We start from the raw sequence: 24,622 nt of genomic DNA on the forward strand, positions 1-24,622 counted from the left end.
GAAACAGGAGGGTTCCGACGCGGTTCCAGATTTGCCATTGTTTTCAAGCGCTTAGGTCTGGGGCACAGGGGCACGGAATACACCAGTGTCCCAATCAATAGCACCCTTGCCGATTGTCACATCGATTGAGGCCATCTTGATGTAGCGCATCGAGACCTTGATATCCTGATGCCCAAGCTGGGTCATGACCAAGAACGGATCGCGCGTCTGTCTGGCCAGCCTTGTCGCCCGCGTGTGGCGGGTCGCGTGGAAGCAGAAAGACTTGGTCCCCTCGTAGCCCAGATAGACCCGAGCCTTACGCACCCAGTTGGATACGGTCTGGCCGGACATAGGGAAGAGCTGCTTGCGAAGATCCCCATTGGCGGCGGTGACGTGCGGCCGGATGATATCCTTGGCTCGGTCTGTCAGCGTGACCGCACGGGCCTGGCCGGACTTGGCGTTGACCGCGCGCACCACGACGATGCCGTTGTCGACCTGCCAGTCACCGCACAATGAGGACAGCAACTCGCCGAGCCTCAGCCCTGTCTCGATGCCGAGGATGAAGAGGTCAGCCATGACGGGGTGCTGCTCGACCGTGCGGAAGTACATCTCAACGCGGCGCTCCAGATCCTCGTCATACATAAACTCACGAGGTTGGCCGGGAGAGGGCCTGTCCCATAGCGGGCGGTGAGTGATCCATCCCTTGCGTTGAGCGTGCCAGAGAACCCTGCGGAGGGCCTGTAGCTTGTAGTTGATCGTGTCACTCGTGTTGCCCAGCGCTTCGAACTGCTGCGTGAGGCGGTCGAAGTCGTCTGTCGTCACGGTCGCGCAGTGTCGCTCTGGTCCCAGGAGGTTGATGCACTTCTCGGCGCGGGCGTACTGCTTGTGCCCAGCCTTCTGGTATTTCCAGCCACGGCGCTTGCCCGAGGGGTATGTGTGGGCTTCTTCGAGCGCCGCCGCGAGCGTGCCTTGAGACCGGGTCGGAGCGCTCGGCGTGTTGGGTGTCCACTGGCCATGCTTCATGATGGCGGCGCGGATCTCTGCTTCGAGGCGCTTGGCAGTGATCTCATCTTGGCATGTGGAACGAACGCGAACCACCTTTCCCGTGGGGTTCTCCTTGGGGCCGACCTTTACGTCGACCAGAAAGCTATTGCCTCTCGGGCGGATGGTCATTGGCCTGTCCTCTTCACTTCGATCACGAGGCGGTCGGTCATGGTGCGCACCTCGTAGTTGGCAAGCAACCGCAGGGCGATAGCATCAACCTCCCCACGGATGCGCTCATGGACGCGCTTGGCGGCGGCGTCAGCCTCTTCCTTGGCGACCTCATTCACACGCCTTGCAACCTCAGCAGTGATCGCCTTGAGGAAGAATGCCTGATCGTTCGGTGTTGATGTGATGTTCACGTCTCGTCCCTTTCCAGAATGCGGATGATCTTGTCGTAGACCCGGCGCCCCTTCTTGGTCAGGACCGGGATGCGTTTGCGGTGGTCGAACCTATCGGGCTCAGTCGTGACCAAGTCGATAGGCTCATCCGCACCAGGGGGAATGGTCCGCGCTGATAGATCGATGAGTCCGCGCGAGACCGATGCTTGTGTAATGTCCAGCCGCTCGCCGATCTCAAGGACGCCCCACTTCTTCTGTTCGAGATCGTTCTTGGCGACCTCCAGAAACATCAGCATATGGACGACGGGGAAGTTTCTCCAATGCTGGCGAAGCTCAGCGAGGACGAGGAAGAGGGAGTTGGCAGGGGTGGACATTGGATCTCCATTATTTTTGTTGGCGTGATGCGGTCACAACCAGCCGCATGATGCGGAAGGTCATGTTGTTGGGGGTGCGGTGATACCAGAAGCGCGGCTCGTGAAGGTTGATCTCATATCCCAGAGTTGCGTGTATTTCAATGTTGGCGATCTTGACGAACATTATTCTCATTCCTCGGACGCCGCATTATCGCGGCGCCCTCTCCATAAGTTGTGGACATTGATGTTTGGTAGTCAAATTAGGTGTATCGATTATTAGCCGATCACAAACCTTATAGCTAGGAATTTAATCCTTGCCACCACGTTTATGGGAAATTAAACCTTTTCCACGGCTACGGCGCCGCGCTTGTAGGTGATGACCTTCAGCTTCTCGGCCTTGGCCTTGGCGACCACCTCGACCACCAGAAACTCGCGGTAGTTCTCGCAGCGATCTGCACGCTTTGAGGCATCCCGCTGGGCGGCATCGAAGTTATCCCAGACCCGGCTTGCAACTGCCGAACCATCGGCGGCGATCACGCGGAACTGCCTTGGCTTGGCCGGTGCCTTGGTCGGGGTCGGCGGCGTGTCCTTGCGCCCCAAGATCGGGAAGAACAGGCGTCCGGTCGGCATTGCATACTGCGTGACGGTTTCCATAGCGCTCTGCTCGGCCGTCTTGATGAGCTTGTATCGGCCGATAATCCCGTGTTGATCTGCATGGATCACTGCGGGTTCGCCGTGCTTGTTGACGTGGAGAACCGTGTACTGCTTGCCCCGTTCACCAAACATCGTATCGCTATCACCAATACGTTCGATCAGATCCCCGACCCGGAACGGCTTGGCGGCGGTGCGTGATGCTGGCGCCGTGACGTCGTCCATGATGATCATGTCGGCTCTGGTCCCGGTGAGCTGCTGCGGCGCTTCCTTGAGCAGCTTCAGGCGCTTGCCATAGCAATGGATAGGCGGGCGGCTTCCCGAGAACCTGTTGATCTTCGCGGTGCGGCCAGCGATCGGCAGCGCATCAACAATATCCCCACGCACGCCGGTCACGACAAAAGCAGACCCTTCCTTGTAGCCGCCATACGGCTCAAGAAGCGCGATCTCATCGCCGTCGCGGAATGCGCGCGGGGTGGGCTCTTCGATCTTCTTCAGCTCGGCAGCATTGAACGGACGTTCGAGGTCGTGGAAGCCATACGATGTGAAGGAGGCGAAAGACGCATTGTCGTCCTTCTTGTCCATCCGCACCACGAGCGGGTTGAGAGCGTGGATTGAACCGTGCATGAGGATGCCCGATATCACGCCGACCCCTTCCACGGTGGCGTCCTTGTAGTGGACCTTGTCGCCGATGGAGAAGCCGTTGGTTTTGCTGGCGGTGGTGCGGTCGATCTTGTGGGTAATGTTCATTTGGTCGGGTCCTTCTTAGATTTAAATGTGAGAATGATCAGAGAAATCGGCGCCACTGGGCGATGCCGATGCGGATGAATGATGCGCGGGTGAGCTTTCCGCCTTCGCGCACAACGATGTGCTGCCGGGCGCCCTGGACGAGCTTGGCGCAGGGCTTGAGGATGATTGTTCGGATGCGGCCGGTCATGGGAAAGGCAACCAGTGCCGTCCGGTCAGCATCGTGACTTTGACCATCTCCTCAGAAGCGGCCTTCTTTTTGGCCTCTTTCTCTCGGAAGAAATCGACGCCGCTCGCGAGGTATCGCCGGGTTGCAGGGTCTTCGATCAAGGCGTCCATTAGCTCGACTACAGTCCTCCCGTGGATGCGCAGACGCAGCTCGGTTGGGAGAAAGTCAAGGTTGTGGCTTCCCCTCAGATTGACCTCTTCGCAGTGTAAGATCACCTCATTTGGCCGTCCGGCGTAGGCGCTTGGTTCAATCTCAACCTTAGTTTGCCGCCATGGCCCATCACGCGAAGCAATCTCGACGCTGCGGTCGTTCTCCGGGTCGTCTTTCCACTCCCGCTTGGCATATAGATTGAAGCCCATTACGCCGCTTCCTCCATGGTCATGGCGTTCTCGCGCACCACGAAGGAAGTCTTCTTGCGGGCCAACGCGGCGAGCGCATCCGGGTCGAGGTGCGGATTGTAGATCGACGCGCCCTTGTATCGGAACCACTCGTGGATCTCGTGCAGCTCGGCGTCTTTGATCAGCCCGAAGATCACGCCGACCAGCTCTTGGCGGCACATGTGCGGCGACAGGTAGCGTTTGGCGCTCTTCCAAGGGGTCCGCGTTCCGTCGCGCTTGACGCTGTCCATGGAGGCTTCAGCGAAGGCGTTGACCGAGAGTTGGACGTAGACCCGGTCGCCGTCCGTTCCGGTCCAGATCGACCAGCCCGGTTTGTAGGTGATCTTGCTGATCAGGTCCAAGACGCCGCGCTCGAAGATGCTGGGTGCGGGCTGATCGGACTGCGTGATGGGTTTCAAGGCAAAACCATGGGCGAGCTTGGTGCCGTTGAAGCGGATCACCTGTCCCATTGGGCCGTCATGGACCGCCTCAGCCTTGTAAATGCCGTGCAAATCGTATTTGGCGGCGTAGGGTGGTTCCAGGCGGAACTCGTCACCTATCTTGTAAACGTGCTTTGTCATGTCTCAACGTCTCCAGTTGCGTGATAGAAAGAGCCGCGCTTTACGGCGCGCGCTAGGATGCGGAGAGCCCGCAGATCGGGCCGCTCTCTGAAATTGATGGCGGTGTTTGGATGGCCGATTGCTTTGCGCAAGGCGCCAGCCGGGTGATATCCGCCGACCCGCTGAAGGGCCGCGATTGGGGTCATCCTTCGCCGTCCGTGAAGAGGCGCGTGAACCAGTTTCCCCGGCGAGCGAAGAGCTTGGCTTCAGGCCCACATGCGCCGTCGCGGTTGTCCATGACCTCGTGGTAGATCCTCCCCAGCTCTAGGCTGAAGTGGTACGAGAGCTTGCACCGGCCAGGAACGCGAACGGTTCGGGGGATGTAGTGGCGGCAGTCCACACAAGCGCGCTGCGTCACGCCAGCACCTCCAGAACCGCGACCCCGTCCTCGCCAGCGTGGCGCCGGGCAAAAGCCTTGGCACCGCCGCGCGTCAGGCAGGTCTTGAGGAGGCGCGTCTTGCCGCCCTCAAGCACGATCCAGAGGTTCACGGCGCCGTCCTTCAGCGCCTTTATTCGGTAGCGTCGATCTTTCATTGTCATATCCAAATGTGGGAGTAAGGAGGCAAAGCTTCGCCGCCGACCCCAATCTAGGACCGACGACGCGGTTACTTCAGGCGGTTGAAAAAGGCGTGGCCGACGACCATAACCAAGGCCGTGGCGACCAGTGCGTTGAAGCCACCCCACACGATGAACGGCGCGGCGGCGAGTAGCAGGAAGAGGGCAAAGACGACATTGCCCATTGAATAGCCCATGACCAAGACCCCAGAGGAACGCAAGGCGCGTAGCTTTGGGCGGTCTGGGGAGTCGTGTCAAGCAGCTACCGTTACGGCGGCTTCCTTGGAGACGGCGGCAGTCCACTGCGTTGAGAAGGCAGCGGCGATCCCGCCGAAGGTGTCCGATCTAGCTTGCCAGCGCGTATCGCCCGGCGTGAGCTTGTTCTGTCCACTGTCCGTCTGATTGGACCAGCGTTCGACCATTTTCCCAGAGCCCCTTGGCCATTCGACCAGTCTTCCTGGAACCTTCTCGGTTGCCTTGATGGTCGGGAGATCGCGAAGCCATAGACAGGTTGCCTTACTTGCGTCGTCGCCGAATTGCCATGGCTGGACGATCTGCGAAGGCTTCATGAAGCGCTTCGAAAGGGCACCGATCGGGTTTTCGATGGCGATGCGTTTGATGGATAGAGACCAGATGCGTTTGACAAGAATAACGGCCTTGTCCCGCGCTTCTCGTCTTGCGGCGCCGGTTAGCGTGCCCGGCTTGACCTTCTGGTGGTAGCCAACACCCGGATAGCGTTCGAAGTCTGGATCTTTGAAGGCCCACGCTGCGGATACCGTCAGATATGTGCAATCAGGATGGAAGATTGCCAGATCCGGCCACCAACCATCCGCCCGAAGCTGTTCAAGGGCAGCGAAGACGTCCCCGACAATGTGGCGACCGCCGCGCTTGTCTTGAGCTGGAAGCAGGTCACACGAAATCACGTCATGCCCAAGCGCTTCGAAAGCGCGGCGAGAGACCCCGCTGGTCTCCATTCCTATGAAGACTTTCATGTTCAAGCCCCCGCCGCAACTTCACGGGCCATCGCTAGCGACGGGCAAACACGCGGATCGCCGGAGTTGTAGACCCCATAGACGATGTAGTCAAAGCCCCAATCTTCGCGGACTTCCCAGATTTCATAGCGTTCGTTTTTCTCAATGAGACGCACGGCGCATCCTCCTTTGGATATGGCGCGTTGATCTGCATAAAGGGCAGCGCGAGGATGCCCCTTAGATCGGTCAACGTGGTGGTAGCTTGAAGCCCATCAGCCAGCTTGGCCCGTGGCTATTGCGAAGGCCGTGCAGGACGTACCCGGCTTGACTTTCGGGGTCGCCGCGTGGATCTCGCCAGATGCGGGCGTTATACCAGTAGACGTCAGACAGCTTGGCTTTCCAGCCCCGGCCGTAGTCAGCGGCAAAGGCTTGGAGCGCGTCGATTTGAGCGGCGTTGAGCGGTGCGTGTGTCATGACCAAAACACCATCACGCCGTTGTTCACTTCGACCGCGCTGCATGAGTGCGTCAGGTCCCGCGCATATGCCTCATAATCGAAGAACTGGGCCAGTGGGTGGTCATCCTTGATCCCATGGGCGGCAAGGCTTTCGTCTGCCATTTCTTCGGCGTAGTCCTTGAAACTTGGATAGGTCCCTGAGTAGTGGTTGCGCAGCTCTTCAGCCGCATATTCGACCGTCCCGAAATGGGCGACGACCGCGCCAAAGTCCGACCCGGTCAGGTCGTGTTCTTCAGCCAGCTCGACAAAGTCCGCAATGGTCTGGAGACCCGGATATTCGCCAAGCGTCGTTGGCAGGTTCTCATAGTCATGCACGGCCCATTCTTCAGCGCCACGGATCGGGCTGACCTTCAGCATCGCGGTGATTTCTTCCTGCATTTCCTCAACGTCGCTTGTCGCGTCGATCCACCGGCCATGCAGTCGGCCGTTATTGTAGCTTGCCAAGCAAGCAGCATAGAAACGCATGGTCTCATATCTCCGTTTGGAATGGTCCGCATAAAGGCAAGCCCGCAGACTTGCCCTTAGATTGATCATTCAGCGGCCATCAAAGCCTGTTCAGGTTGTGCATCAAGCCAGCTCGGCAGGGTGACGTCTTGGGGTCCGCGAATAGGCATCAAGACGCCGAAAATGTGGGAAGCATTGAGAAACTGGACTAGCGCTGGCATGTCGGAAGCGCCGGTAACTCGGAAGGCGGCGTCTTTTTGGCCGCGTAGCTTGCCGATCTCTTGCGCGGCCTTTGCGAAGTCCTGCAAATAGGCCGGATTAAACCAAGGTGCGCCAGCATCGGCCGGGGTCGGGATGACGCGGCGATAGTCCGGAAAAGTGCCGTCAACAATCGCGCGGTGCTGGATTGCGACCGGGCGTCGTTCGTCAGGATCGCCCGCCAAGACCCGCACCTCACCGTGACCATGGATTTCCAAGGAACGCGGGTGGTTCTCGCCACGGGCGGCGCATTTGGTGGCGGCTAGCGTTGCCTTGTCGAGCGCCACAATCACGCCGTCTAGCGTTGTCGTGCCGGTCTCGTCATGGGCTATCATCAGGCGGTGGCCGTCCGTTGCCACCATGTAGACCCCGGCGACCGGATGCGCATGGATGAAAACGCCTTTGAGGTAGTAGCGTGTTTCTTCCGTCGAAACGAACCCGGCGACGATGCGGAAAAGATCCGCGTTGACTGTTGCGGTCATGCTCAAATCCCTATGGGTAGTCGGCGAAATTGCCGCATAACCGCCTATGGATGGCCCAAGGCGGTTAGACTGGAATTTCAGACGGGAAGGGCGGCAGAGATGGCCCAAAGCCACGCACAAAGCGTGGCGGTGGATATTATGAGAGCCACCAGCCTCATGAACTCTATTATGCATTGCACTTGGATTGGCATGTGGTCGATCATCGTCATATTCCTATTTGATATTGAGTTGTGCGGAAAGGTTAGGCGTTGCTGGAAAGGTGCGCGGTTTCGCCGGGAAGGCGTGTGTAGTGGAAGGCCATGCCGTACATGGTCGCCAGAACGCGGCGGACCTTGTCAGAGACCGGTCGCGACCGGCCAAGCTTGTCGATTGCCTCACAGTCTGTCAGGTCGCCGTCTTTCGAAAACCAGACAGAATGCTTCATGGTCGAGACGTTCGAATTTACGTAGACCTTGTGGGCCACGATTGATCCGTCTGGAAATCGGTGGGCTTGCATTGTGTCAATCTCCTATGTGGGAGTGAGAGGTTGAAAGGTTTGCCAATCGCCCGCCGTTGGGAGAGCGATAAGCCAGCCTTTCGGGCTGAATTTGTCATGGGGTTGTTTCCCCTTATCCGACCCTTGCGGGTTGCCGTGGTCGCACGACACTTAGCGGCGGGTACGCCTAGACAGAGGCGGGAACCTATTTTTAAGCCGGTCCCATGCCGGGCAGTCTGAGAAAGGCCGACTGCCAAGCCTTGTGTTTGTCCTTGCGCAACACGGTTAGAGACCGTTTCGACCCGTTCAGGTCACATGGCGCAAAGCCTTCGTTATTCGGTTGTCAAAGAACGCAAGCCGTAAGGGCTTGATAGTCAATTCGTGCGGTTCCGGTCTTACAAACCAAGCAGAACAAAATCCGCTTGCGTCGCCGTGTCCGATCCCGTCTCCCGGTTCAGTGTCCGGTTTCAGCGGCTATGAATTGAGATGCCGCACCCCCTTCTCTTAACGGTTAGGACGCCGTCCGGTTGTTTTTTACCCTAGGGGCCAGCAATCGTTGCGCTGGTCGTTTCCGATGGGTGGATTTATAGGCTGATTTGATTTTGCATGTAAATATGAAATCGAGAAAATGGACAGATAAAATGATAAGCTATTGTTTTAACATGCATAAATCTATCATTCGTGTTTAACAATAGCCCCTACATGCATAGATGATAGCGAGATAGCCCATGCATAGCCTTATGCCCGGCAAGCCGATCAGCCTAGCCATTGGGTCGGGGCAGGGCGTGCGGCTGGTCTTGGGAAGGCGTCGAGATGGCGTTGAGCTACTGCGAAAGAATCTTGCGCGGTCACGCAACAATATTACGTGAAAGCGAACAGATGAGAGCAGGTGTATGAATGTAATAACATAACGTTCATGGTTGAACAGTAATCAGATTATGGAACTGAAAACGAATAGATAGCCATGATCAGCCATCAAAGGAACAATGCATTTCCCAACATGCCCGCATTTGCAGGGTGATAGCGTGGGAATGTGCCCCTGCTATGTGCCCTAGGCCAGCGGACGGCCCGCTTTGAGCCAGTCAGAAGGCAGTGCGGCTCGCGTTCATTACACCGCGCGTAGGGGGTGCACGGGGGAAACTGCGCGCGCCTTGTCAGAGATATCCCCTCGAATATGTGCCACCCAAAATATAGCCGGGGTGATCCTACCGCAGCCCCTTAGGCCATAGCTCGCCGCTGGCGCGCTGCAGACCCCAAGACCCTGTAGACCCATGATCATTGGTCAGGCCCAGGAATAGCCGGGGGAGGGCCGAATGCATGGCTCTAGGCGGGCAGGGGACAGGCCGATCTCACCGCAGCCCCTTAGGAGCATGGGTCTTCATGGTCTATCCCCTCCACCACCATGGTCTAAGGCTGGTCTTACATCAGCCCCTTAGGATAGCAGTAGGACTGCTTAGGACGGTCTATGGGTTGGTCATGGCCTAGGGCTTCTGCCTAGGTCCAGCCTACCGCACCGCTTTAAGCTACTGCCTACTGCTCTATCCTAAGGTATATATCCTAGAGCCTCTAAGGCGTGGGGTAATTAATTCCCCACCATATTCCCGTTCCCCTTGCGCCCGGCGAAGAATGCATCCAGATCGCTCTTGATGATCAGGGGGCCGTCCTCACAGATCTCATCGATCATGGCCATCAACTCCTCATCAGCGGCGTCTGCTGCGGCCTTCTGCTGGTCTACCTCCATCTGGGCGAGCCAGTAGCCCACGGCCATCTCAAGCGCGTCCAGGCGGTCGTCATGACCCAAGCAGCCACGATCCTTCGTGATGCGGGTCATCTGGTAGAAGAGAGAGTACTCAGGGCCATGCTCTTCGCTGTCGAGCAGATCCTTCTGGACGACGGCCATATCGACCACCAGACGATGCTGCTGGATGACAGGCTCAAGCGTGCCGATGATGCGGGTCTCCTTCTGCCCATGCGCGCGGGCTTCCTCGACCGAGACCGGCCAGATGCGCGTGAGGTAGGGCTTGAGGAGGGCGCCGAACATGCCATCGCCGAAGTTGCTTTCGATGATGATGGAGTTGACCGAATGCTCTTTGGCGATCTGCGCCAGCTTGGTCAGGTTCTCATCGGTGTAGCCTCCCCGGAAACCGCCAGAGGCGATCAGGAAGAGGCGCCCGTGAAGCATCTTGACGACTGCATAGGCCGTCTCGTCCGCACCGCGTCCAGAGGGGTCTATGGCCATGACGGCGCCCTGATAGGCGAGGAACTTCTCGTCAACGAAGATCGGACCCCAGAAGTGGTCGCCGCTGAAGCCAACGCTCTGAAGGCTGTCCAAAGCCGACCTGGGGTCCTTGCCCCACGCCAGAGACGCCGGGCCACGCTTGGGGTCGAGCCCCATGATGACCAAGTCTTCCAGCTTCAGCGGGTACTTGCCGCCATCTGCGAGCGTTGTGTCGAGCTGGAACTGGAGGCGGAAGGTGGACTTGCCGAGCTTCAGCTCCTTGTCGAGCAGCACCGCGTCATCGAAACGCTCGGGGTCGACCGGAGTGCCGGGCTTCGCACCCTTGGCGATCATGTCCAGCACGAACGGGGCGAGGTTGCCCTTGTAGTTACTGACGTCTGCCGGTACGCGCGCTGGCCAGATTCGGAGCTTGTATCCGCGTTCCTTGACCATCACGTTGTAGAGGCTCATCTCGGTCTGAGGCGTGCCCAGGAAGACGACACGCGACGTTGGGAGAGGCTTCAGGACGTTGTCGAACTCCTTGACCAGCTCGGCCAAACGCTCGCGCATGACCACCGTGAAGCTGTTCTTGGGCACTTCCACGTCGTCGGCGATGATGAGGTCTGCGCGCGATCCGGTGAGCTGGCCGTTGATGCCAACTGACTTCACGCTTGGGCTGTCGGCGGGGATCGCCGGGCCAACGTCGAACGCCTTGACGCTCTCACGCTGCTTGCGGGTCTTGTCCGGCTTCAGGTGCGCGAAGCACGGCATCTCTGCAATGAGGCGCTGCACGAAGGTCGAGAAGCTATATGCGCGGTCGCCGTTAGCGGAGACGACCATGACCTTGATTTGGGGGGCGCTGTCCAATGCCCACAAGACGAATGCTGCGGTGACGAATGATTTGCCGACCCCACGGAACGCCTGAAGGATCATGTCCTTCGGCCCGAACTGGAGGAACTGGGCCATGTCCCGCTGCGTGCGGGTAGCCTTGGGGAAGCCGAGATGCTTCAGGACTTTCTCAAGGAGCGTCGAAAAGAGGGGCCACTGACCCTTCCCTTTGCGCAGCTCCCGAATTTGTCTGAGGTGTTTCTCGGCCTCCTGTTGAGTAATGAATGGTTGATCCATGCGCTTTCGCCTGACGTTGGCTCAGGGCGCACGTTCTCACATTCGGATATGGGATTGTCCCATCCAAACAGAACGCGCGCCTGTGGCCTTGATTACTGGAAGGTCTTCAGTGCTTCTTCGAAAGCATCTTCATCGTCGCCGATATCAGGCAGCTTTGCGCCGGTCAGGACCGAGCCATCAGGGCTCTCGGGGTCGATGAGGCGGCTCACGCCGTTGTCCTTGAGGAACTTTGCCGCGACAGCGAGATCGGCTGCGGTGGCTTCACCTGCGGCAATGCGTGTGGCCAGGGCCGAAGCCAGGGCGTCATGCAGTTGTTCCATTGCCTCGCTTGAGGCTTTCTTGCTCTTGCGTGCCATTAGAGTACCTTGTCGATGTTCTGGATGATCCAGCCGAGCCCACTGACCACGATGGTCACGAGCGCGGAGATCAATGCGATCTGGGATTTGCGGATGCGTTCCTGAGTTTCCAGCTCCACGATCCGCTTCTCATGCTCTTCGATCTTCTTTCCGTAGTCGCCGAGGTAGGTGAGCGCTTGGCCCACCATCCCCTTCAGCTCGCCAACGGAGAGTGCCAGCTCGAAGATTGCAGATGGCCGGGGCCGCTGCGTGTCTGGCGTTCTGTTGTCGATTGTCATCTTGCTTGTCTCACGACTGTCCCGTCTGTATCTGCGGGGGTCATTCCTAGGAGGGCGTTGGTGGCCTGAAGCAGTCCCATGGTGCGCAGGAACGGCGTCAGGTCGCGGAAGAGACGGAACTCTGTCTGATCCATCTCTTGGTCTGTGCGGGTCGCGGCTGCGGCCATGCCTTCAGCCAGCTTGCGCAGGTCGTTGATGTTCTTGAAGGCGGGTGAGCCCGAGACCAGATCCGACCCAAGTCCAGAGCTTCGGGTATTGGTGAAGACCCGCATATCTTCCCCGGCCGGAATGCTGGCCCCAGCAAGCACGGTGTCGATGATCATAGGGAAGACCGACGAGAACGCGCTACGCTGGAAGCCACCGGCTAAGATCCCGGTTGGCGACAGGCGCTCCTCAAGGAACTCCTCACGGTCATCACGACCGAAGGCGTTGAGGTACTGCTGGACCGAGTAGATCATGCTGCCCCACAACGAAGTGACGAGCAGTGCCTTGGCCATGTAGGTCGGCCCCAGCTTCAGCCCGCCCACGGTGTTCACGGCCATGGCGTTGAACATGTAGGACTTGAACTGCATGACCAGACCGACGACCGGGCCGCTCATCCATTTGCGGAGGGCGTTGGGCGAGGGCTCAAGCACGGTCTTGTTGATCTCCCTGCGCACGATCCCGAGGAACTTGTCGTAGGCTTCAGCCTGGGCGGGGGACAACTTGCGCTGCTTCTCGCTGTTCCATTTGCGGATCAAGCCTTCCTTGGTCAGGTCCATCTTCCCGGCGACCATTCGGATATCGGCAAGGGTGCGCTCATCGAGACCGAACTCGTTCAACCACTTCTGGCTGACCTTGGCCCGGCCCGTGGCAACATCCACGAACTTCTGGGAGATTGCCCTTGCGGACATGGTCTGAAGGAAGTCCGTCACCGGGTTCATACCGCCGATGTTGGCTGTCAGGTTGGACATGGTCGAGGTCTTGGCCTGAACGCGGGCGAGAAACTTGGTCGTGCGGTCGGCATCGAACAGTTCGCCGTCGACATTCATATCCTCGTGGGTCACGAACATGCGCTTGTCTGTGGTGCGGAAACCGACCCCCAGCTCGGACTGAACCTCGCGGAACAGGGCATCAGCTTCAGATCCACCGCGCTTGAACACGTCGATGAAGTCCCGCATACGCGAGGTCCTGACGAGGTTCCTCACGCCGTAGCGCAAGGCAATCACGGGGAGGTCGCCCACGTTGGCGATACCGCTTTGCTGCATGAACCGGACGAAGGCCAGGTCCTTCAGAATGCGGACGGTGAGCTTGGCCTTCATGCTCATGTCTGGGAAGATCTCCTTGCCCATGAGCTTGTCAGCTTGGAACGACAGCTCGACGCGCGCCTCATCCAGACCGGACTTGGTCACGCCCGGCTCAAGGCCACCTTCACGCTTCATCCGGTCGAAGTTTGTCAGCTCTTCGATCTGGGTGCGCAGCTCGGCTTCCGACCGATAGCCCGCCTTGTGCAGAGCAATGTGCCGGTTGATCGCGGTCGCATAGTCCTCATAGTTGTCGCGGGCCGACCGGCGCGTGAGGTCACGCAGAGAAGTGGCATAGTCGCGAGCGTTGTGCAGGTCCTTATACATGGACGGAATGAAGGGCTCTTCGCGCTCCATCACAGCCCGGCGCCGGAAGTTGTTCGGGCCGGTCTTCAGCTTGTAGCCGAACGCCTCAAGAAACTCTTCGATCTCATCGATCTTGGCCCCGGCATCGGTCAGCATCTCGCGCAGAGCCACTTCGCTCTCGCCAGACAGCGCCGCCAGCTTGGGCGGGGCAGAGCCGTCCACCTTGGTCGCCATGACCGTGTCAACGAAGCGCTGGGCTAGCCTTGTGACCTTGGCATCACGCGCAGCTTCAGCCGCCTTGCGTGCTTTCGGACCACCGGGCAGGGCATCCATCCGCTTATAGAGGTCCGGCTGGGCACGCAGGAAGGCTTGCTTCACGACGTCCGTGAGCCCGTCCATACCGATCTTGTCGACCACCTCAGAGACTTCCTTGCGTCGATAGATCATCGGCACGTAGTTGTCGTCACGCTCGACCTTCTGAGCCCACTCGGCGCCGGATGCCTTGGCCTCGTCCAGCTTCTTTCCATAGCCCTCGCTTCGATACCAATCAGCCATCTTCTGGATCGGGCTGTCGGGGTCTGCCGTGTGCGGATGCTCAAGAGCAATGGCCACACGATAGTCGAACTCTTGCTCCAGCTCGGACTGCTTGAGGACCTTCTTGACGCCGGTATAGCCTTGGCTCTCGGCCCACTGGTCGAAGTTGGACTGAAAGGCACGCTGCCCGTTGGCCTTGTCGGTACGGGTCAGACGCTCATTGACCTCCCACGCGCTCTCTGCCCCACGCATCCTGTTACCACCCGATCCGGTCAGATCTGGCATGATGCGCTTGTAGAGATCCGCAACGCCCGATCCTGCCTTGGTGCGCAGAAGAACGTCCGAGGACAGGAAGCCCGGCGTCAGCCAATCGGCAGCACGCTCAAGGCCAGTCCGCACATCGGCGTTCGGCGTTGGATTTCGGGCCGCACCGACTGAGCTATCCTTGGGACGCAGGAAGTTTTGAGCGGCGGGGTCGAGCTTATAGCCCATGGCTTCAGCCTTGTCCGCAAGCATGTTGCGTGCCTTGTTCCCGAATGCTGCCGATGCTTCGGCCATGTCGTCGGAGACCTCAGCCCCACGGACGAACGACCCGATCCCGGCGCCAAGCGCCACGCCGGTCAAGGCATTCATCGCGAAGTCATCCACACCGAAGTTTGGGTCGACCTGGGCCTGAATACCTGAGGCGATTGTCGCATCACTGAGACCGATGATCCCGGCTTCAGCCATCCGCGTGACCCGGCTTGCCGCTGTCGCTGCGCGAAGGGCGTTGGACGTCATCACGACCCCCTTGCCGACGAAGCCACCGGCCACCAGAGAGACAGGGTCGAGGATGTTCGTAGCGAATGCCGCAGCGATGGCCGTGTTAGACCGTCCGAAGATCGCGCTGTCGGCACGCGCACGGTCGAGCTGGCGGCGAAGCTCCAAGGCGCTGGCGTCTGACACTGCCCGGCCGATGACAAACTCGCGTTCATCGTTGTTCAGCCCTTCGAGGACCGGGCCGTATTTGCCCATGTCGCTATTGTCCAGCCAGGTCTGGTCGGGGACCATCGAGACATTGTTGCCCCACTGGATCACCTGGGCGGTCGGAGTCGTGCGGATAGCGGCGCCGCCGATCTGGCCCCACGTCGGCTCTGGGCCATTGGCGCCGGGAGGCGCGGTGATTGTGCCATCAGGCTTGGCCGTGTCCATCCACGAGGCTGGTTGCCAGTTCTCTGGCGTCCCGGCTGGAGCTGCGGAAGGCGTCGGGACCTGCGACGGGTTATAGCGCGGGGTGTAGGTCTCGCCGGTCTGGTCAAAGCCACCCTGAAGCAGTGCTTGCTGCGATGTGTTGGAGGCTGAAGGCGCGCTGTTGTACGCATCACGAAGCCACTGAGGCGCGTTGTCGCTACTGCCTCCAGCTCCCCAGACGGACGGCGAACCGAAGCCAAGGTGCATCGACCCAGGCTGCATGTAGCCAGGCCCGGCGCCGATCCCTGTCACACCGTTGGCCTTTGCCTTGCGCACAATGTCTTGGAAGATGGGGAGATCCTGCGGATTGGCCCAGTCAAGCTTCCGGCCGTCCTTGTAGAAGAACACATCGCCAGCATTACCGTGGTCGTGTCGCGTCGATCCGGTTCGGGTTCCAAGACCGCGCGCCGCCTCTTCATGTGTTACCTGCCCACCGGAGAAGACCTCCATCTGAATTCCCATATCCGAGAGGAAGGACATGGAGGAGGTGAGCCGTTCGTTGAGAGGGAGGTTCCGCTTCTTGCCTTGGTTGGCCATGCGGAGAAAGTCGTAGTTGTTGTTGTCTGCCACTGAGGGTGTCTCCTAAAGGAAAAAACCCCCAGCTTGTGGCCGGGGGTGAGTGTTAACGAAGGCGTTCTGGCATCATCAGGCTGTCGGCATTGGCCGCGCCTTGGGCCTCTCGCGCCTTATCCTTGGCAGTCTGGGCTCTGGTGGACGCCGCAAGTCCGGCGCTGATCTCCGCTTCACGCTTGGCTTGCTGCTCGGCGCGGGGCTTGGCTACCGTGGTGTCCCAATCGGACTTGATATCGGACCAGTTTACGAGAGAGTTGCTGACGGGAAAGCCGCTGGACTTGTAGTAAAGTCGCAGGGTGCCCGGCTTCCCGCCGTTGTCGAAGATGACCTTCTCGCCGCCGAGGTCTGCCGCGTACTTCTTCGAGTACTGCTCTGCGGCATACTCCAAGACCTCCTTGGCCACATCGCGCGGTGGCTTGCCTGGGAATTCCGAGACATTGACCGTGCGCCCGAAGATGGGGACGTAGCGATCGGTCACGTTCTTCGCGGCTTGCGTGCGGATGTAGTCATCGTTGGTCGACATTTGCGACAGTCGTTCGACCTCGTCCGCAATCAAACGATCAATGACCGGGTCTTCCTCGATATCACTGAGCTGACCGCGCACCGCCGATACATGATCATCAAGCGTTGCCGTGGGTAGCGTTGTGCGCTGTTCCTTTGGCATGTCACGATAGAGGCGGGCCGCAGTGATGGCTTCAGCCGGGGTCTTGTCGGCTTCGAGACCGGCGAAGATTGCGTCGATGTAGTCCCGGCGCCGCCCATTGCCACCGACCAGCTCGTCCTTCAAAGGCTCAGAGTAGGTTGCCCAAGCATCCCGCACTTCGTTGAGCTGGGCCTCCTCTTCGGGTCCGACCGAATAGCCATCCTTCTGGACCTTATTCAGGAATGTTTCCATGAGGGACTTTGTGTTGTCGTCCACCATTCCGTTTCGGGAGTACATGTCCATGACCTGCTTGCGCACGTCGCGGGTTGCCTGTTCAGGGGTGGCGGCTGGGTTCTTGACCCGGTATTCCACCATCAGATCCTCTTCGCGCTCTTGGGCGGCGCGCTTTAGCAGATCTTCCTTGGTGATCGTCACAACCTTCTCAGGGTCGGCCGGGTCATATGGAACCTTGACCTCTTGGATGAGATCACCACGACCTTCGGCCAGGCGCTTAGCGGCGGCATCCACGTACTGCGGAATAACCCGCTGCTTGGCGTTGGACTCAAGCGACTTGTCACGCGCCCGGTACTTCTCGGCGACCACGCTGTCGTTCTTCGCCATTTGCTCGGCGACCCAAGACGATGGCAAGCCCGCAGCCTGGGCCTCGTCAATCATGGAGGGATCGAAATTACCAGTGAGGGCAGCGGTGCGCAGTCTCTCCTTGACCGGCTTTTGGCCTTCTTCGATGCTGGTCAGCCGCGCCTTCTCGGCGTTGGCCTTGGCGATCTCCCAGTCCACACCCTTGAATTCGGCGATGGACATACCGGCCTTGTTCAACTTCACCTTGCCGAGTGCGTCGAGTGCCTTGACGTTGCCGGAAGCCACGTATTCGTCAGCAAGCGCGGACAGCATTGCGCCCTGGGCCTGAAGCGGTGCGTTGGTGAAGGACTGATTGTCCCGCATCACCGTCTCGATTTCGGAGACAGCGGCATCCGGTCCACGCTGTTTCAAGACCGTGTTGAACGTGGTGCCAAGCGACGTCCGAAGCTCAGCCTCACGCGCGGTCAAGGTGTCCTCCTCGACCTTCTTCTGATCAGCCTGACGGAAGCCCTGAGCGCCCGGCTCGAAGACTTCAAGGAACGCCTTCTGGACGTCAGGGTTTGTGGCCCCGCCGACCGAGAAGACCCCGTCCGCATTGGCCGTATCGATGGCCTCTTGCTTGATGGCGTCAATGTCGACGGTCTCGCCAGCAGCCTTGGCCGTGGCGATCTTGTTGACGGTTTCCTGAGCCAGGGCGATGGCGGCGTTACGCTTGCGCACGAGGTCTGTGGCGTATTCCGCCGCTTCAGGACTGCCCTTGATCTTGGCCACCTGATCTTCGTAGTCGCCCTGATTGCTCATGACTTCGCCGACCACGTCGCCTTCATTGACGATCAGGGCTTGGTCGCGGGCAGTCTTGTCCCAGCGCGTCCAGTTCGCTGCGTACTTGGCACGAAGCGGCTGTCCGTCCGGTCCTTGGAGATTGCCCAGGGCGTTCAAAGCAACCGGGTCGCCGCCCTGCACATAGCCGTCGATCAGGCTTTCAAGGTACTTCTGCCGTTCTGGAGGCTGCATACCCTGCAAGGTCTCGCTGGAGAACAGCTCATCAAGAGCCTTCTGCCCGGCTTCAGGCCCTTGCTTCAGGCTGTTCGTCAGGGAGTTGACCCCGGCCTGGGCGGCGCCCTCACGCACGAAGGCGGAGTTGTTCGCGGATTGGGTAGCGGCTTGCTGGCGGTAGGTGTTGAGCCAGTTGTCAGCCTGAGACAGGAATGCCGCAGCGCCGTCACCACCGGGGATCAAGCCATCGGCCTGTCCCTGCTTGGCAATGTTGGCGAACTCTGTCTCCCAGTCCACATTCTGGACGCCGCGCTCATTGGCGAGTGCAATGATGCGGGCTTGCTGGCTCTCGAAGTAAGACCGACCAGCGGCGGTGGCCCAGACTTCTGCGTCAAGGCTTTCCGGCGCCGCGCCCTTGTACTTGCCAGCGGCATAGGTCGGGTCGTTCTGATTTTGCATCAGCTCAAGAGAGGCGAGAGCCTGAGCCCTCTGCCTTTCCTGCGGATCGGTCTTCTTCTGTTTGTTCGCGCGTGCCAGCACATTGCCGAGGTTGGCGACATTGGCTGACATGCTGCTCAGTCCCTCAATGATGGACCGTGTTGCGCTCTGGTCGCCCGGCCCCGAGAATGGCGTCTCGGAAGCGAAGGACTGCGGCGCGATGCGTACTTGCCCCAAGGGCTGCATTCTTCGTGAAGGGGCCATTGGTTATCCCATTGCTGATTTGTTTTGATAATAGCTGCCGATGCCGCCCACGACCGCGTTGCCGATGCCAAGAGCCAGCGACATGCCGGAAGGCTTCTGCACGCTCTTCACGCGGGCGACGTAGTTCTCACCGGATGCCCGTTTCTCGGACTGGATCGACCGGATCTGGTTCTCAAGGTTGGTGCTTGCGGCTTGCTGCCGCTCAGCTTCCTGAAGCCGGATGCTGTTGATCAGCCCGTTCACCGAAAGGCCAGCGGTGCCGCTGAAGGAGGAACGGTTCTTGGCGTCAGCGATGGAAGCCACCGCCTCACGCTGCATAAGAAGCTTGTCCTGGGCGGCTGCATCCTGTTCGGTCAGCTCTTGCCTTTGGAGGGCCTCCAGTTCGGAGACGGCAGTGCGCTCGGCGCCCGTCTTGTTGTCGTTATAGGCTTGCTTTTGGCTGTTGTGCTGCATCACTGCGCCCATGACGCCGAGACCTGTTGAGAGGACTGACGTGATGGCCGGTAGTGCCGCCAGCATTGGAGGGCACATGTCAGCGTCCTTTGCGGAAGAACTCCACAAACGGGGTGCCGTCGTTGGAGATTGAGGTTGACGTGCCGAGGAACCGGAAGCCCGCATAGCGCAGCCAGTCGAGATGGACTTGGTTGCGGGTGTCGGCCCAGTTTCTCAGGATGGGGTATTCAGCGTGAAGCAACTCGACCGCTCTGCGTGAGTGCTTCAGGAATGTGATGCGCCGGGTCTTGATCAGATCCGACCCATGCATCCACACAGACCCGGTTCCATCCCCAGCAGGTGCGGCCCCAAACAAGGCGATCACCGCGTCGGACTGGAGGTCGACAATGGCGAATGCGGTTGAGGAGGCGCCCACGTTGTAGGCCAGAACGCTCTCAAGAGACTGCTCTGCCGGTGTGGTGGATCGTATTTCGCGGACGTCCTCATGTCGGAGTCTGGAGGCCAGCTCGGGGATATCTTCGAGCTTGGCTTTACGCACGAATGCTGCTGGGGATGAAATGATCATGTTCCTGTGTAGGCGTCCTTTACCGCCATGCGATAGATGAGACCGGCGATCCTGAAGGACAGCGGCCCGTTGTTCTCAAATGCCACAAGAATGTCGTTGGCGTTCCCAGCGGTCTTAAAGAAACGCTTCGGGATCTTCTCTTCGGCCTCGCTGCGGAGAACGTAGATATACTCGCCAGTGCCCGCCCCGTAGTGGTTCGGGGGGGTGAACATGTCGTTGTGGTCATCAGCGGAGTTTCGAAGCGACTGGCCAAGAGACAGCAGCTTTGCGTAGCGGCGGCGGGACTTCGAGCCGACACGCATGACCAGACCGGCGGACTGCCCGAGGATAGGACCAAGCGCGGTCACTGCGGCATCCGCGAAGGTCGCATCGCCGTTGGTGTTTCTGGCCACCTGTTCAGAAGGCTCGATGTAGACACGCGGCGCCCGGCCGAAGACGAAGTCGAAATCGTCAAGCTGGGCCGTGGTCTTGACCTGATTGTCCGAGACCCTGATGACCGCGTGCACATTGACAGGCTGTCTTGAGCCGGCACTGTTCAACTCGGTCTCAACAATGAAGTAGCTGTCGAGAGGACTGGGCAGGTTGTAGGGCAGGGTCATCGTGTAGATCCCGTCATAGCTATCGCGGACCCAAGAGACGCCTGGGGCATTCTTCGGGATGCGGCGATCCATGACAATGAGATCCGCAGTCGGCCCCACGAGCCGGTCAGAGCTGACGTTCATCTTCTCAAGGTGAAGCTGCGTGCCGCGCCTGATGAGGAAATGCAGGTTGCGGTTCAAGACCGTGATGCCGCAGATCTGGTCGCCAGCCGCGAATGTCCAGAGAGACCAAGCCGACTGCACGCGCCCTTTGTCATCGGTGTCTAGGAACTGGTAGACGAAGACCTCGCGGCGTTGCTCCCCTGACAGGCAGAAGAGAAGGTTCTCTGACTGGCAACCGAAGAGCTGCTTGACCGGCGCCTTGATATAGGCCGGGACATGCTCTGAGACGTTCTTCGCGCGTCCCGTTCGGTTCTCATCACTGCCCAGCTCAAACATGTGGATGCTGGCAAACTGATCACCTGGCCCAACGAAGTAGCAGACATTCCCGTAGGGGATCGGCCTAGCGCTTCGTGGTGACTGATAGCTTGCAGAAGGCTTGAGGTCGGCCACAACCGGGCTCAGGTTCTCGCCTGAAGGCACCGCCAAGACATACTGCGTCTTGTTGGAGAAGAAGACCGGCTCATTGCCAACCACCGCAGTCGAGTGGAATGCAAGGCTTTCAGCACCGCCCGAGATGATATCAATCGGGTCCGTGTCGAGAAGCTGGGTCGAGGTTTCCCGCCAGAAGTTGAAAGGCTGGTCGGAGGATCGCGAAGTCACGCAGCCGTCGAAGGTCACGAAGCCAAGCCGCCCGCCGACGAAGAACATGTCGTTGATGCTCTGCCCCACGAAGGAAGGCTCGGGGATCGTGTCGACCGATCCAATCTGTCGATCATCCCATTGAAGCGGCCCAAACTCGAAGGCGTTGATAGCTGTCGCCTTGAGAGCCCACGGCATGGTCTGCGTATCAAACCGGATCGGTGTTCCTGGGGCAGGAACTTCGACCCAATAGCCTGTGATCTTCTTGTTGTTCTCGTCCTTCTCCCGGTACTGGACCCAATATTCAGGCGCGTCTGTCTCGGCATTCGATGAGACCCGGATGATGGAGTTCGGCCAGAAAGAAGCCGGAAGCTCAGTCAGCTTCGGCACGGTGCGCTGGATATGATAGACCTTCTTGGCGTTGTCCTGGTCGGAGCAGTTAACTTCGAAGTCAGCACCATCGGCCCGCGTGATCCTGATGATCGCCCCGTTCTGCACAATGGAATAGCCAAGGGCCGCAGCGGTAGAGCCAGGTGCCGCAGCAACTACCCACGTCGTCCCATCGTTACTGTCCACCGCAGCACCGCTTGGGGCAGCATTGCTGTTCAGGATCGTCGCAACGGCCTTGGCAACGTTTGCCGCCGCCAGTGGGCCGTTGCCGCCCGTAGTCTTCGGCGCCTTCACGCGCCAACTGTAGGTCAGGCCGCCGTGCGTGAGCTGGATGGATGTGGTGTCTTCATAGTTCGACGCCCGGCAATAGATGAATGCTTCCTCAACCTCAGCCGGGGCCATGGTCGCAGACATTTGGATCGTCTTCTTCTGGCTGGACAGGAAGAGATAGTCACCAGCCGCCACGTAGCGGAGGTCTTCAAAGGGGTCGATGCCCACCAGCCAGCTTTTGCCGGACGGGAACGTCACCGGGCACTCAATGCCTTCTTCGACGTTGAAGACCCGCAGGTTGCCCTTCGTGACCAGCACCGCGTAACAGCCATCAGGCCCACGGTCGAAGTCGATCTGAAGCGGGTTCTCGAAGTCGGCGATGGTGTTGGACCCGAGGTCGAATGTGGCTTGGTGGTCGGTGCCGGTCCTTGGGCCAATCCCGGTGATGATCGTTGCGCGGGCGTTGAGCGATGCCTCGACCTGATCTCGAAGACGCATGGCCGGGGATTGCTGGGAGACGCCGTTGGCCATCGACCCGATGGTGACTGGAATGATTGTCGTACCTTTGGCCATCAGCGTACCTGCGGTTGGGTCGAGTAGATATTGACCTTGTTGTTGGACAGCTCGGCATCCATCAGTTCGCTTTCGGCCCGCTCAAGCTCGCGCTGGTGGAAGGGCGTTGCGGCGATTGCCTCGTCCACTTCCTGACCCGAGAGGGATGCAGCCTGAAGCGCCACCACACGCCGGAACTGGTCGGGGGTGTTCATGAACTTCTTGATGGTGATGACCTCCAGCCGGATCGGCCGGGTCCACACGAGGCTGTCCGTCTCGCCATTCTTGAGGAACCGCGTGTTAGCATCGCTGTCGATCTCGACCGAAAGGATCAGCCCCTCAGGGAAATAGCAGCGCTCATCAGCGTGAAGCTCGACCTTGGAATAGGTTGCCGGGATCGCAATGCGCCCGGTGACAGGGTCAGGGGTCAGTGTGGGCTTGGTCGTGTTGAACCACCAGCCGCGCATCTGCTGGACGCGGTTTTGCTGGAGGAGATTGGCATACGCCTTCTCGGCGGCGAATGACGTATTGATGAGGGCGAGGTCGTCAATGCGCGGCTCTCGCATGTAGGTCAGCCCGAGGTTTACGGCTTCGAGTGTGTTGAACTCGCCTGTCTCGGAGAAGATGAGGGGCATGGCTTCCTCGCTAGAGTGTCAAAGAAAAAGGGCAGAGGGCCACCCTGTTAAGAGCAGCCCTCTGCGCGAGGATTAGGCGGTTACGACTTCGACAGCGCCTTCAGGACGCAGGACGCCATGGCCGACCAGCATCATCGCGAGGATGAGCGTGGAGAGGCGGCGCAGCGAGTACTCGGACTTGATCGAGATATCCTGACGCTTGACCGTGCCGACCGCAGTGCGGTGCATGACCAGAGCTGCGGTGTTGATCGCGCTGACGTTGTACTTGTTGTTGAAGGTGCCGGTGACAGCCGTGGTCGGGAGGTTGATCGCCTTGACCAGCGGGATGTTGTTGATCATCGGGACGTTGCCCTGCATGTAGGCACCGGCACCGCCGATTTCCTTGTTCTGGATGGTCGTGTCCTGGGCCAGCAGCGAGTACTGGAGCGGCTTCACGAAGGCCGAACGACCTTCCTGCGGCACGTACTTCTCGTCCAGCGCAACGCCAGCGGCGAAGATAGAAGCGGCGAGAGCAGCCGAAGAAGTCTTGGCCGTGGCCGATACGATCTGCGAACCACCCGGCATGGAGGCGTGCCAGCCAGCCGCACGAGATGCGAGAAGACCGCAGCGAGCGACGTTGCTGTCGAATTCCAGAGCCAGAGCCTCGCCGAGTGCTGCGGTGAATTCGCGGCGCACGTCGTAGTGGTTCAGCATTTCGTCAACATCGGCGATGGAGACCGGGGAGATCATGATACCGTCGATGACGAGGGTCTTCTCGTTCTGCGGGATCGCGTTGCCGGTGATCTCAACGCCAGGCGTATGGTAGCCAGCACCAGCGCGGCCGATCAGCGGGAACTGGGCCGACTTGCCCTGAGTGATCGACCGGACATAGTGGCGATCCATGAACTGGGTCGTGCGGCGGAATGCGCCAAGGGTCTCGGCGTAGAACTTCAGGAAGAGCGCGTCGTCAGCACCAGCGTTGTTAGCCTGACCAAGACGAGTTGGGGTATTGTCAGCCATTGAGGCGTTCCTTATTTCAGATGTAAAGATGGGATTGACGAGGCCGCTTTAAGCAGCCCAAGACCAGAGGGCGTCGAGCTGGTCGGAGGTGATGCCTTCAGCTTCCGCGAGGGAAATCAGAAGGAGGTCGTAGCGGCGGTACTGCTTGGCTTCTTCAAACCAAGCGATGGCGTCGTATTTCGTAAGGCGTTCTTCAGGGGTCTCTTCCGGCATGGCTTCAAGCCGGGCGCGGACGCTGTACTTTGAGACCTGCACACGCGCAGCCAGTCGCCAGAAATCCAAGCGCTCCATCGGCAGTGTGAGCGGATCAGGAATAACAGGCTCTTCGGTTGGCGGGGTCGCGGGTTCGGCTTCAGGGGAATAACCCCAAGCGCCGTCAACGAAACGCCGAACGAAGCCCTCACGGTATTCTGGAGGGGCGGTCATGGTCGAGAAGGCTGGAAACAGGAACACGCCGGGTTCACGCGGGCTTTCATCAGCCAAGGTTGCGCCGCAGTAAGCCCCTGTTTCGGGATGGTAGTTGTATACTTCCATAG

27 protein-coding genes are annotated in these 24,622 nt (G+C 59.5%); all 27 read right to left on the reverse strand.

Annotation, left to right across the window (positions count from 1 at the left end):
- Window positions 1-51 precede the first annotated feature (51 nt).
- The 27 genes from GVK95_RS23850 to GVK95_RS23980 all read right to left on the reverse strand — a co-directional run bounded on the left by GVK95_RS23850 (window position 52) and on the right by GVK95_RS23980 (window position 24,620).
- Window positions 52-1,152, reverse strand: a complete 1,101-nt coding sequence (locus GVK95_RS23850; RefSeq protein ID WP_159953182.1) for a tyrosine-type recombinase/integrase — start codon at window positions 1,150-1,152, stop codon at window positions 52-54.
- Window positions 1,149-1,382, reverse strand: a complete 234-nt coding sequence (locus GVK95_RS23855; protein WP_159953183.1) for a hypothetical protein — start codon at window positions 1,380-1,382, stop codon at window positions 1,149-1,151. The genes GVK95_RS23850 and GVK95_RS23855 overlap by 4 nt, the downstream gene beginning before the upstream one ends.
- Complete coding sequence (locus GVK95_RS23860; protein ID WP_159953184.1) at window positions 1,379-1,735, reverse strand: MarR family winged helix-turn-helix transcriptional regulator; 357 nt, start codon at window positions 1,733-1,735, stop codon at window positions 1,379-1,381. Before GVK95_RS23860 ends, GVK95_RS23855 begins: the two co-directional genes overlap by 4 nt.
- Before the next feature lie 10 nt (window positions 1,736-1,745).
- Window positions 1,746-1,898 (reverse strand): hypothetical protein, encoded by a 153-nt coding sequence (locus tag GVK95_RS23865; protein ID WP_159953185.1) that lies wholly within the window; start codon window positions 1,896-1,898, stop codon window positions 1,746-1,748.
- A 152-nt stretch (window positions 1,899-2,050) separates the two neighbouring features.
- Entirely contained in the window at window positions 2,051-3,115 is a 1,065-nt protein-coding gene (locus tag GVK95_RS23870; protein ID WP_159953186.1) for a hypothetical protein, read from the reverse strand.
- 37 nt (window positions 3,116-3,152) lie between these two features.
- Complete coding sequence (locus tag GVK95_RS23875; protein ID WP_159953187.1) at window positions 3,153-3,302, reverse strand: hypothetical protein; 150 nt, start codon at window positions 3,300-3,302, stop codon at window positions 3,153-3,155.
- Complete coding sequence (locus tag GVK95_RS23880) at window positions 3,299-3,700, reverse strand: hypothetical protein (RefSeq protein ID WP_159953188.1); 402 nt, start codon at window positions 3,698-3,700, stop codon at window positions 3,299-3,301. The genes GVK95_RS23875 and GVK95_RS23880 overlap by 4 nt, the downstream gene beginning before the upstream one ends.
- Complete coding sequence (locus GVK95_RS23885; RefSeq protein WP_159953189.1) at window positions 3,700-4,299, reverse strand: hypothetical protein; 600 nt, start codon at window positions 4,297-4,299, stop codon at window positions 3,700-3,702. The genes GVK95_RS23880 and GVK95_RS23885 overlap by 1 nt, the downstream gene beginning before the upstream one ends.
- A gap of 393 nt (window positions 4,300-4,692) precedes the next feature.
- Complete coding sequence (locus GVK95_RS23890) at window positions 4,693-4,872, reverse strand: hypothetical protein (RefSeq protein WP_159953190.1); 180 nt, start codon at window positions 4,870-4,872, stop codon at window positions 4,693-4,695.
- 71 nt (window positions 4,873-4,943) lie between these two features.
- Entirely contained in the window at window positions 4,944-5,090 is a 147-nt protein-coding gene (locus GVK95_RS23895; RefSeq protein WP_159953191.1) for a hypothetical protein, read from the reverse strand.
- A gap of 57 nt (window positions 5,091-5,147) precedes the next feature.
- Window positions 5,148-5,885, reverse strand: coding sequence for a hypothetical protein (locus GVK95_RS23900; protein ID WP_159953192.1), 738 nt, complete (start codon window positions 5,883-5,885; stop codon window positions 5,148-5,150).
- A gap of 2 nt (window positions 5,886-5,887) precedes the next feature.
- Window positions 5,888-6,040 carry a hypothetical protein gene (locus GVK95_RS23905; protein WP_159953193.1) on the reverse strand — a complete coding sequence of 51 codons (153 nt, stop codon included), beginning with the start codon at window positions 6,038-6,040 and terminating at the stop codon, window positions 5,888-5,890.
- A 70-nt stretch (window positions 6,041-6,110) separates the two neighbouring features.
- A complete protein-coding gene (locus tag GVK95_RS23910) occupies window positions 6,111-6,338 on the reverse strand; it encodes a hypothetical protein (RefSeq protein WP_159953194.1) in 228 nt (75 codons plus the stop codon).
- Window positions 6,335-6,844, reverse strand: coding sequence for an antirestriction protein ArdA (locus GVK95_RS23915; RefSeq protein WP_159953195.1), 510 nt, complete (start codon window positions 6,842-6,844; stop codon window positions 6,335-6,337). Before GVK95_RS23915 ends, GVK95_RS23910 begins: the two co-directional genes overlap by 4 nt.
- Window positions 6,845-6,909: 65 nt before the next feature.
- Window positions 6,910-7,563 (reverse strand): hypothetical protein, encoded by a 654-nt coding sequence (locus GVK95_RS23920; protein ID WP_159953196.1) that lies wholly within the window; start codon window positions 7,561-7,563, stop codon window positions 6,910-6,912.
- 241 nt (window positions 7,564-7,804) lie between these two features.
- On the reverse strand, window positions 7,805-8,059 hold the full coding sequence (locus tag GVK95_RS23925) for a hypothetical protein (RefSeq protein WP_159953197.1): 255 nt from the start codon (window positions 8,057-8,059) through the stop codon (window positions 7,805-7,807).
- Between the two features lie 1,561 nt (window positions 8,060-9,620).
- The gene (gene terL / locus GVK95_RS23930; protein WP_159953198.1) at window positions 9,621-11,381 is read right to left on the reverse strand and encodes a phage terminase large subunit; all 1,761 of its coding nucleotides are present in this window, start codon (window positions 11,379-11,381) and stop codon (window positions 9,621-9,623) included.
- Window positions 11,382-11,473: 92 nt separating this feature from the next.
- On the reverse strand, window positions 11,474-11,737 hold the full coding sequence (locus GVK95_RS23935) for a hypothetical protein (RefSeq protein WP_159953199.1): 264 nt from the start codon (window positions 11,735-11,737) through the stop codon (window positions 11,474-11,476).
- Complete coding sequence (locus GVK95_RS23940) at window positions 11,737-12,015, reverse strand: hypothetical protein (RefSeq protein WP_159953200.1); 279 nt, start codon at window positions 12,013-12,015, stop codon at window positions 11,737-11,739. The genes GVK95_RS23935 and GVK95_RS23940 overlap by 1 nt, the downstream gene beginning before the upstream one ends.
- Window positions 12,012-15,938, reverse strand: a complete 3,927-nt coding sequence (locus tag GVK95_RS23945; protein WP_159953201.1) for a hypothetical protein — start codon at window positions 15,936-15,938, stop codon at window positions 12,012-12,014. The genes GVK95_RS23940 and GVK95_RS23945 overlap by 4 nt, the downstream gene beginning before the upstream one ends.
- 52 nt (window positions 15,939-15,990) lie before the next feature.
- Window positions 15,991-18,750 carry a hypothetical protein gene (locus tag GVK95_RS23950; protein WP_159953202.1) on the reverse strand — a complete coding sequence of 920 codons (2,760 nt, stop codon included), beginning with the start codon at window positions 18,748-18,750 and terminating at the stop codon, window positions 15,991-15,993.
- Between the two features lie 135 nt (window positions 18,751-18,885).
- The gene (locus GVK95_RS23955) at window positions 18,886-19,401 is read right to left on the reverse strand and encodes a hypothetical protein (RefSeq protein WP_159953203.1); all 516 of its coding nucleotides are present in this window, start codon (window positions 19,399-19,401) and stop codon (window positions 18,886-18,888) included.
- Window positions 19,402-19,414: 13 nt separating this feature from the next.
- A complete protein-coding gene (locus GVK95_RS23960) occupies window positions 19,415-19,900 on the reverse strand; it encodes a hypothetical protein (protein ID WP_159953204.1) in 486 nt (161 codons plus the stop codon).
- On the reverse strand, window positions 19,897-22,431 hold the full coding sequence (locus tag GVK95_RS23965) for a hypothetical protein (RefSeq protein ID WP_159953205.1): 2,535 nt from the start codon (window positions 22,429-22,431) through the stop codon (window positions 19,897-19,899). Before GVK95_RS23965 ends, GVK95_RS23960 begins: the two co-directional genes overlap by 4 nt.
- 41 nt (window positions 22,432-22,472) lie before the next feature.
- The gene (locus GVK95_RS23970; protein WP_159953206.1) at window positions 22,473-23,087 is read right to left on the reverse strand and encodes a hypothetical protein; all 615 of its coding nucleotides are present in this window, start codon (window positions 23,085-23,087) and stop codon (window positions 22,473-22,475) included.
- A 72-nt stretch (window positions 23,088-23,159) separates the two neighbouring features.
- The gene (locus GVK95_RS23975; protein WP_159953207.1) at window positions 23,160-24,086 is read right to left on the reverse strand and encodes a capsid protein; all 927 of its coding nucleotides are present in this window, start codon (window positions 24,084-24,086) and stop codon (window positions 23,160-23,162) included.
- 48 nt (window positions 24,087-24,134) lie between these two features.
- Window positions 24,135-24,620, reverse strand: a complete 486-nt coding sequence (locus GVK95_RS23980; RefSeq protein WP_159953208.1) for a hypothetical protein — start codon at window positions 24,618-24,620, stop codon at window positions 24,135-24,137.
- Window positions 24,621-24,622: the final 2 nt, after the last annotated feature.

The sequence above is a fragment of the Rhizobium sp. 18065 genome, assembly GCF_902706095.1.
Lineage (GTDB): Bacteria > Pseudomonadota > Alphaproteobacteria > Rhizobiales > Rhizobiaceae > Allorhizobium.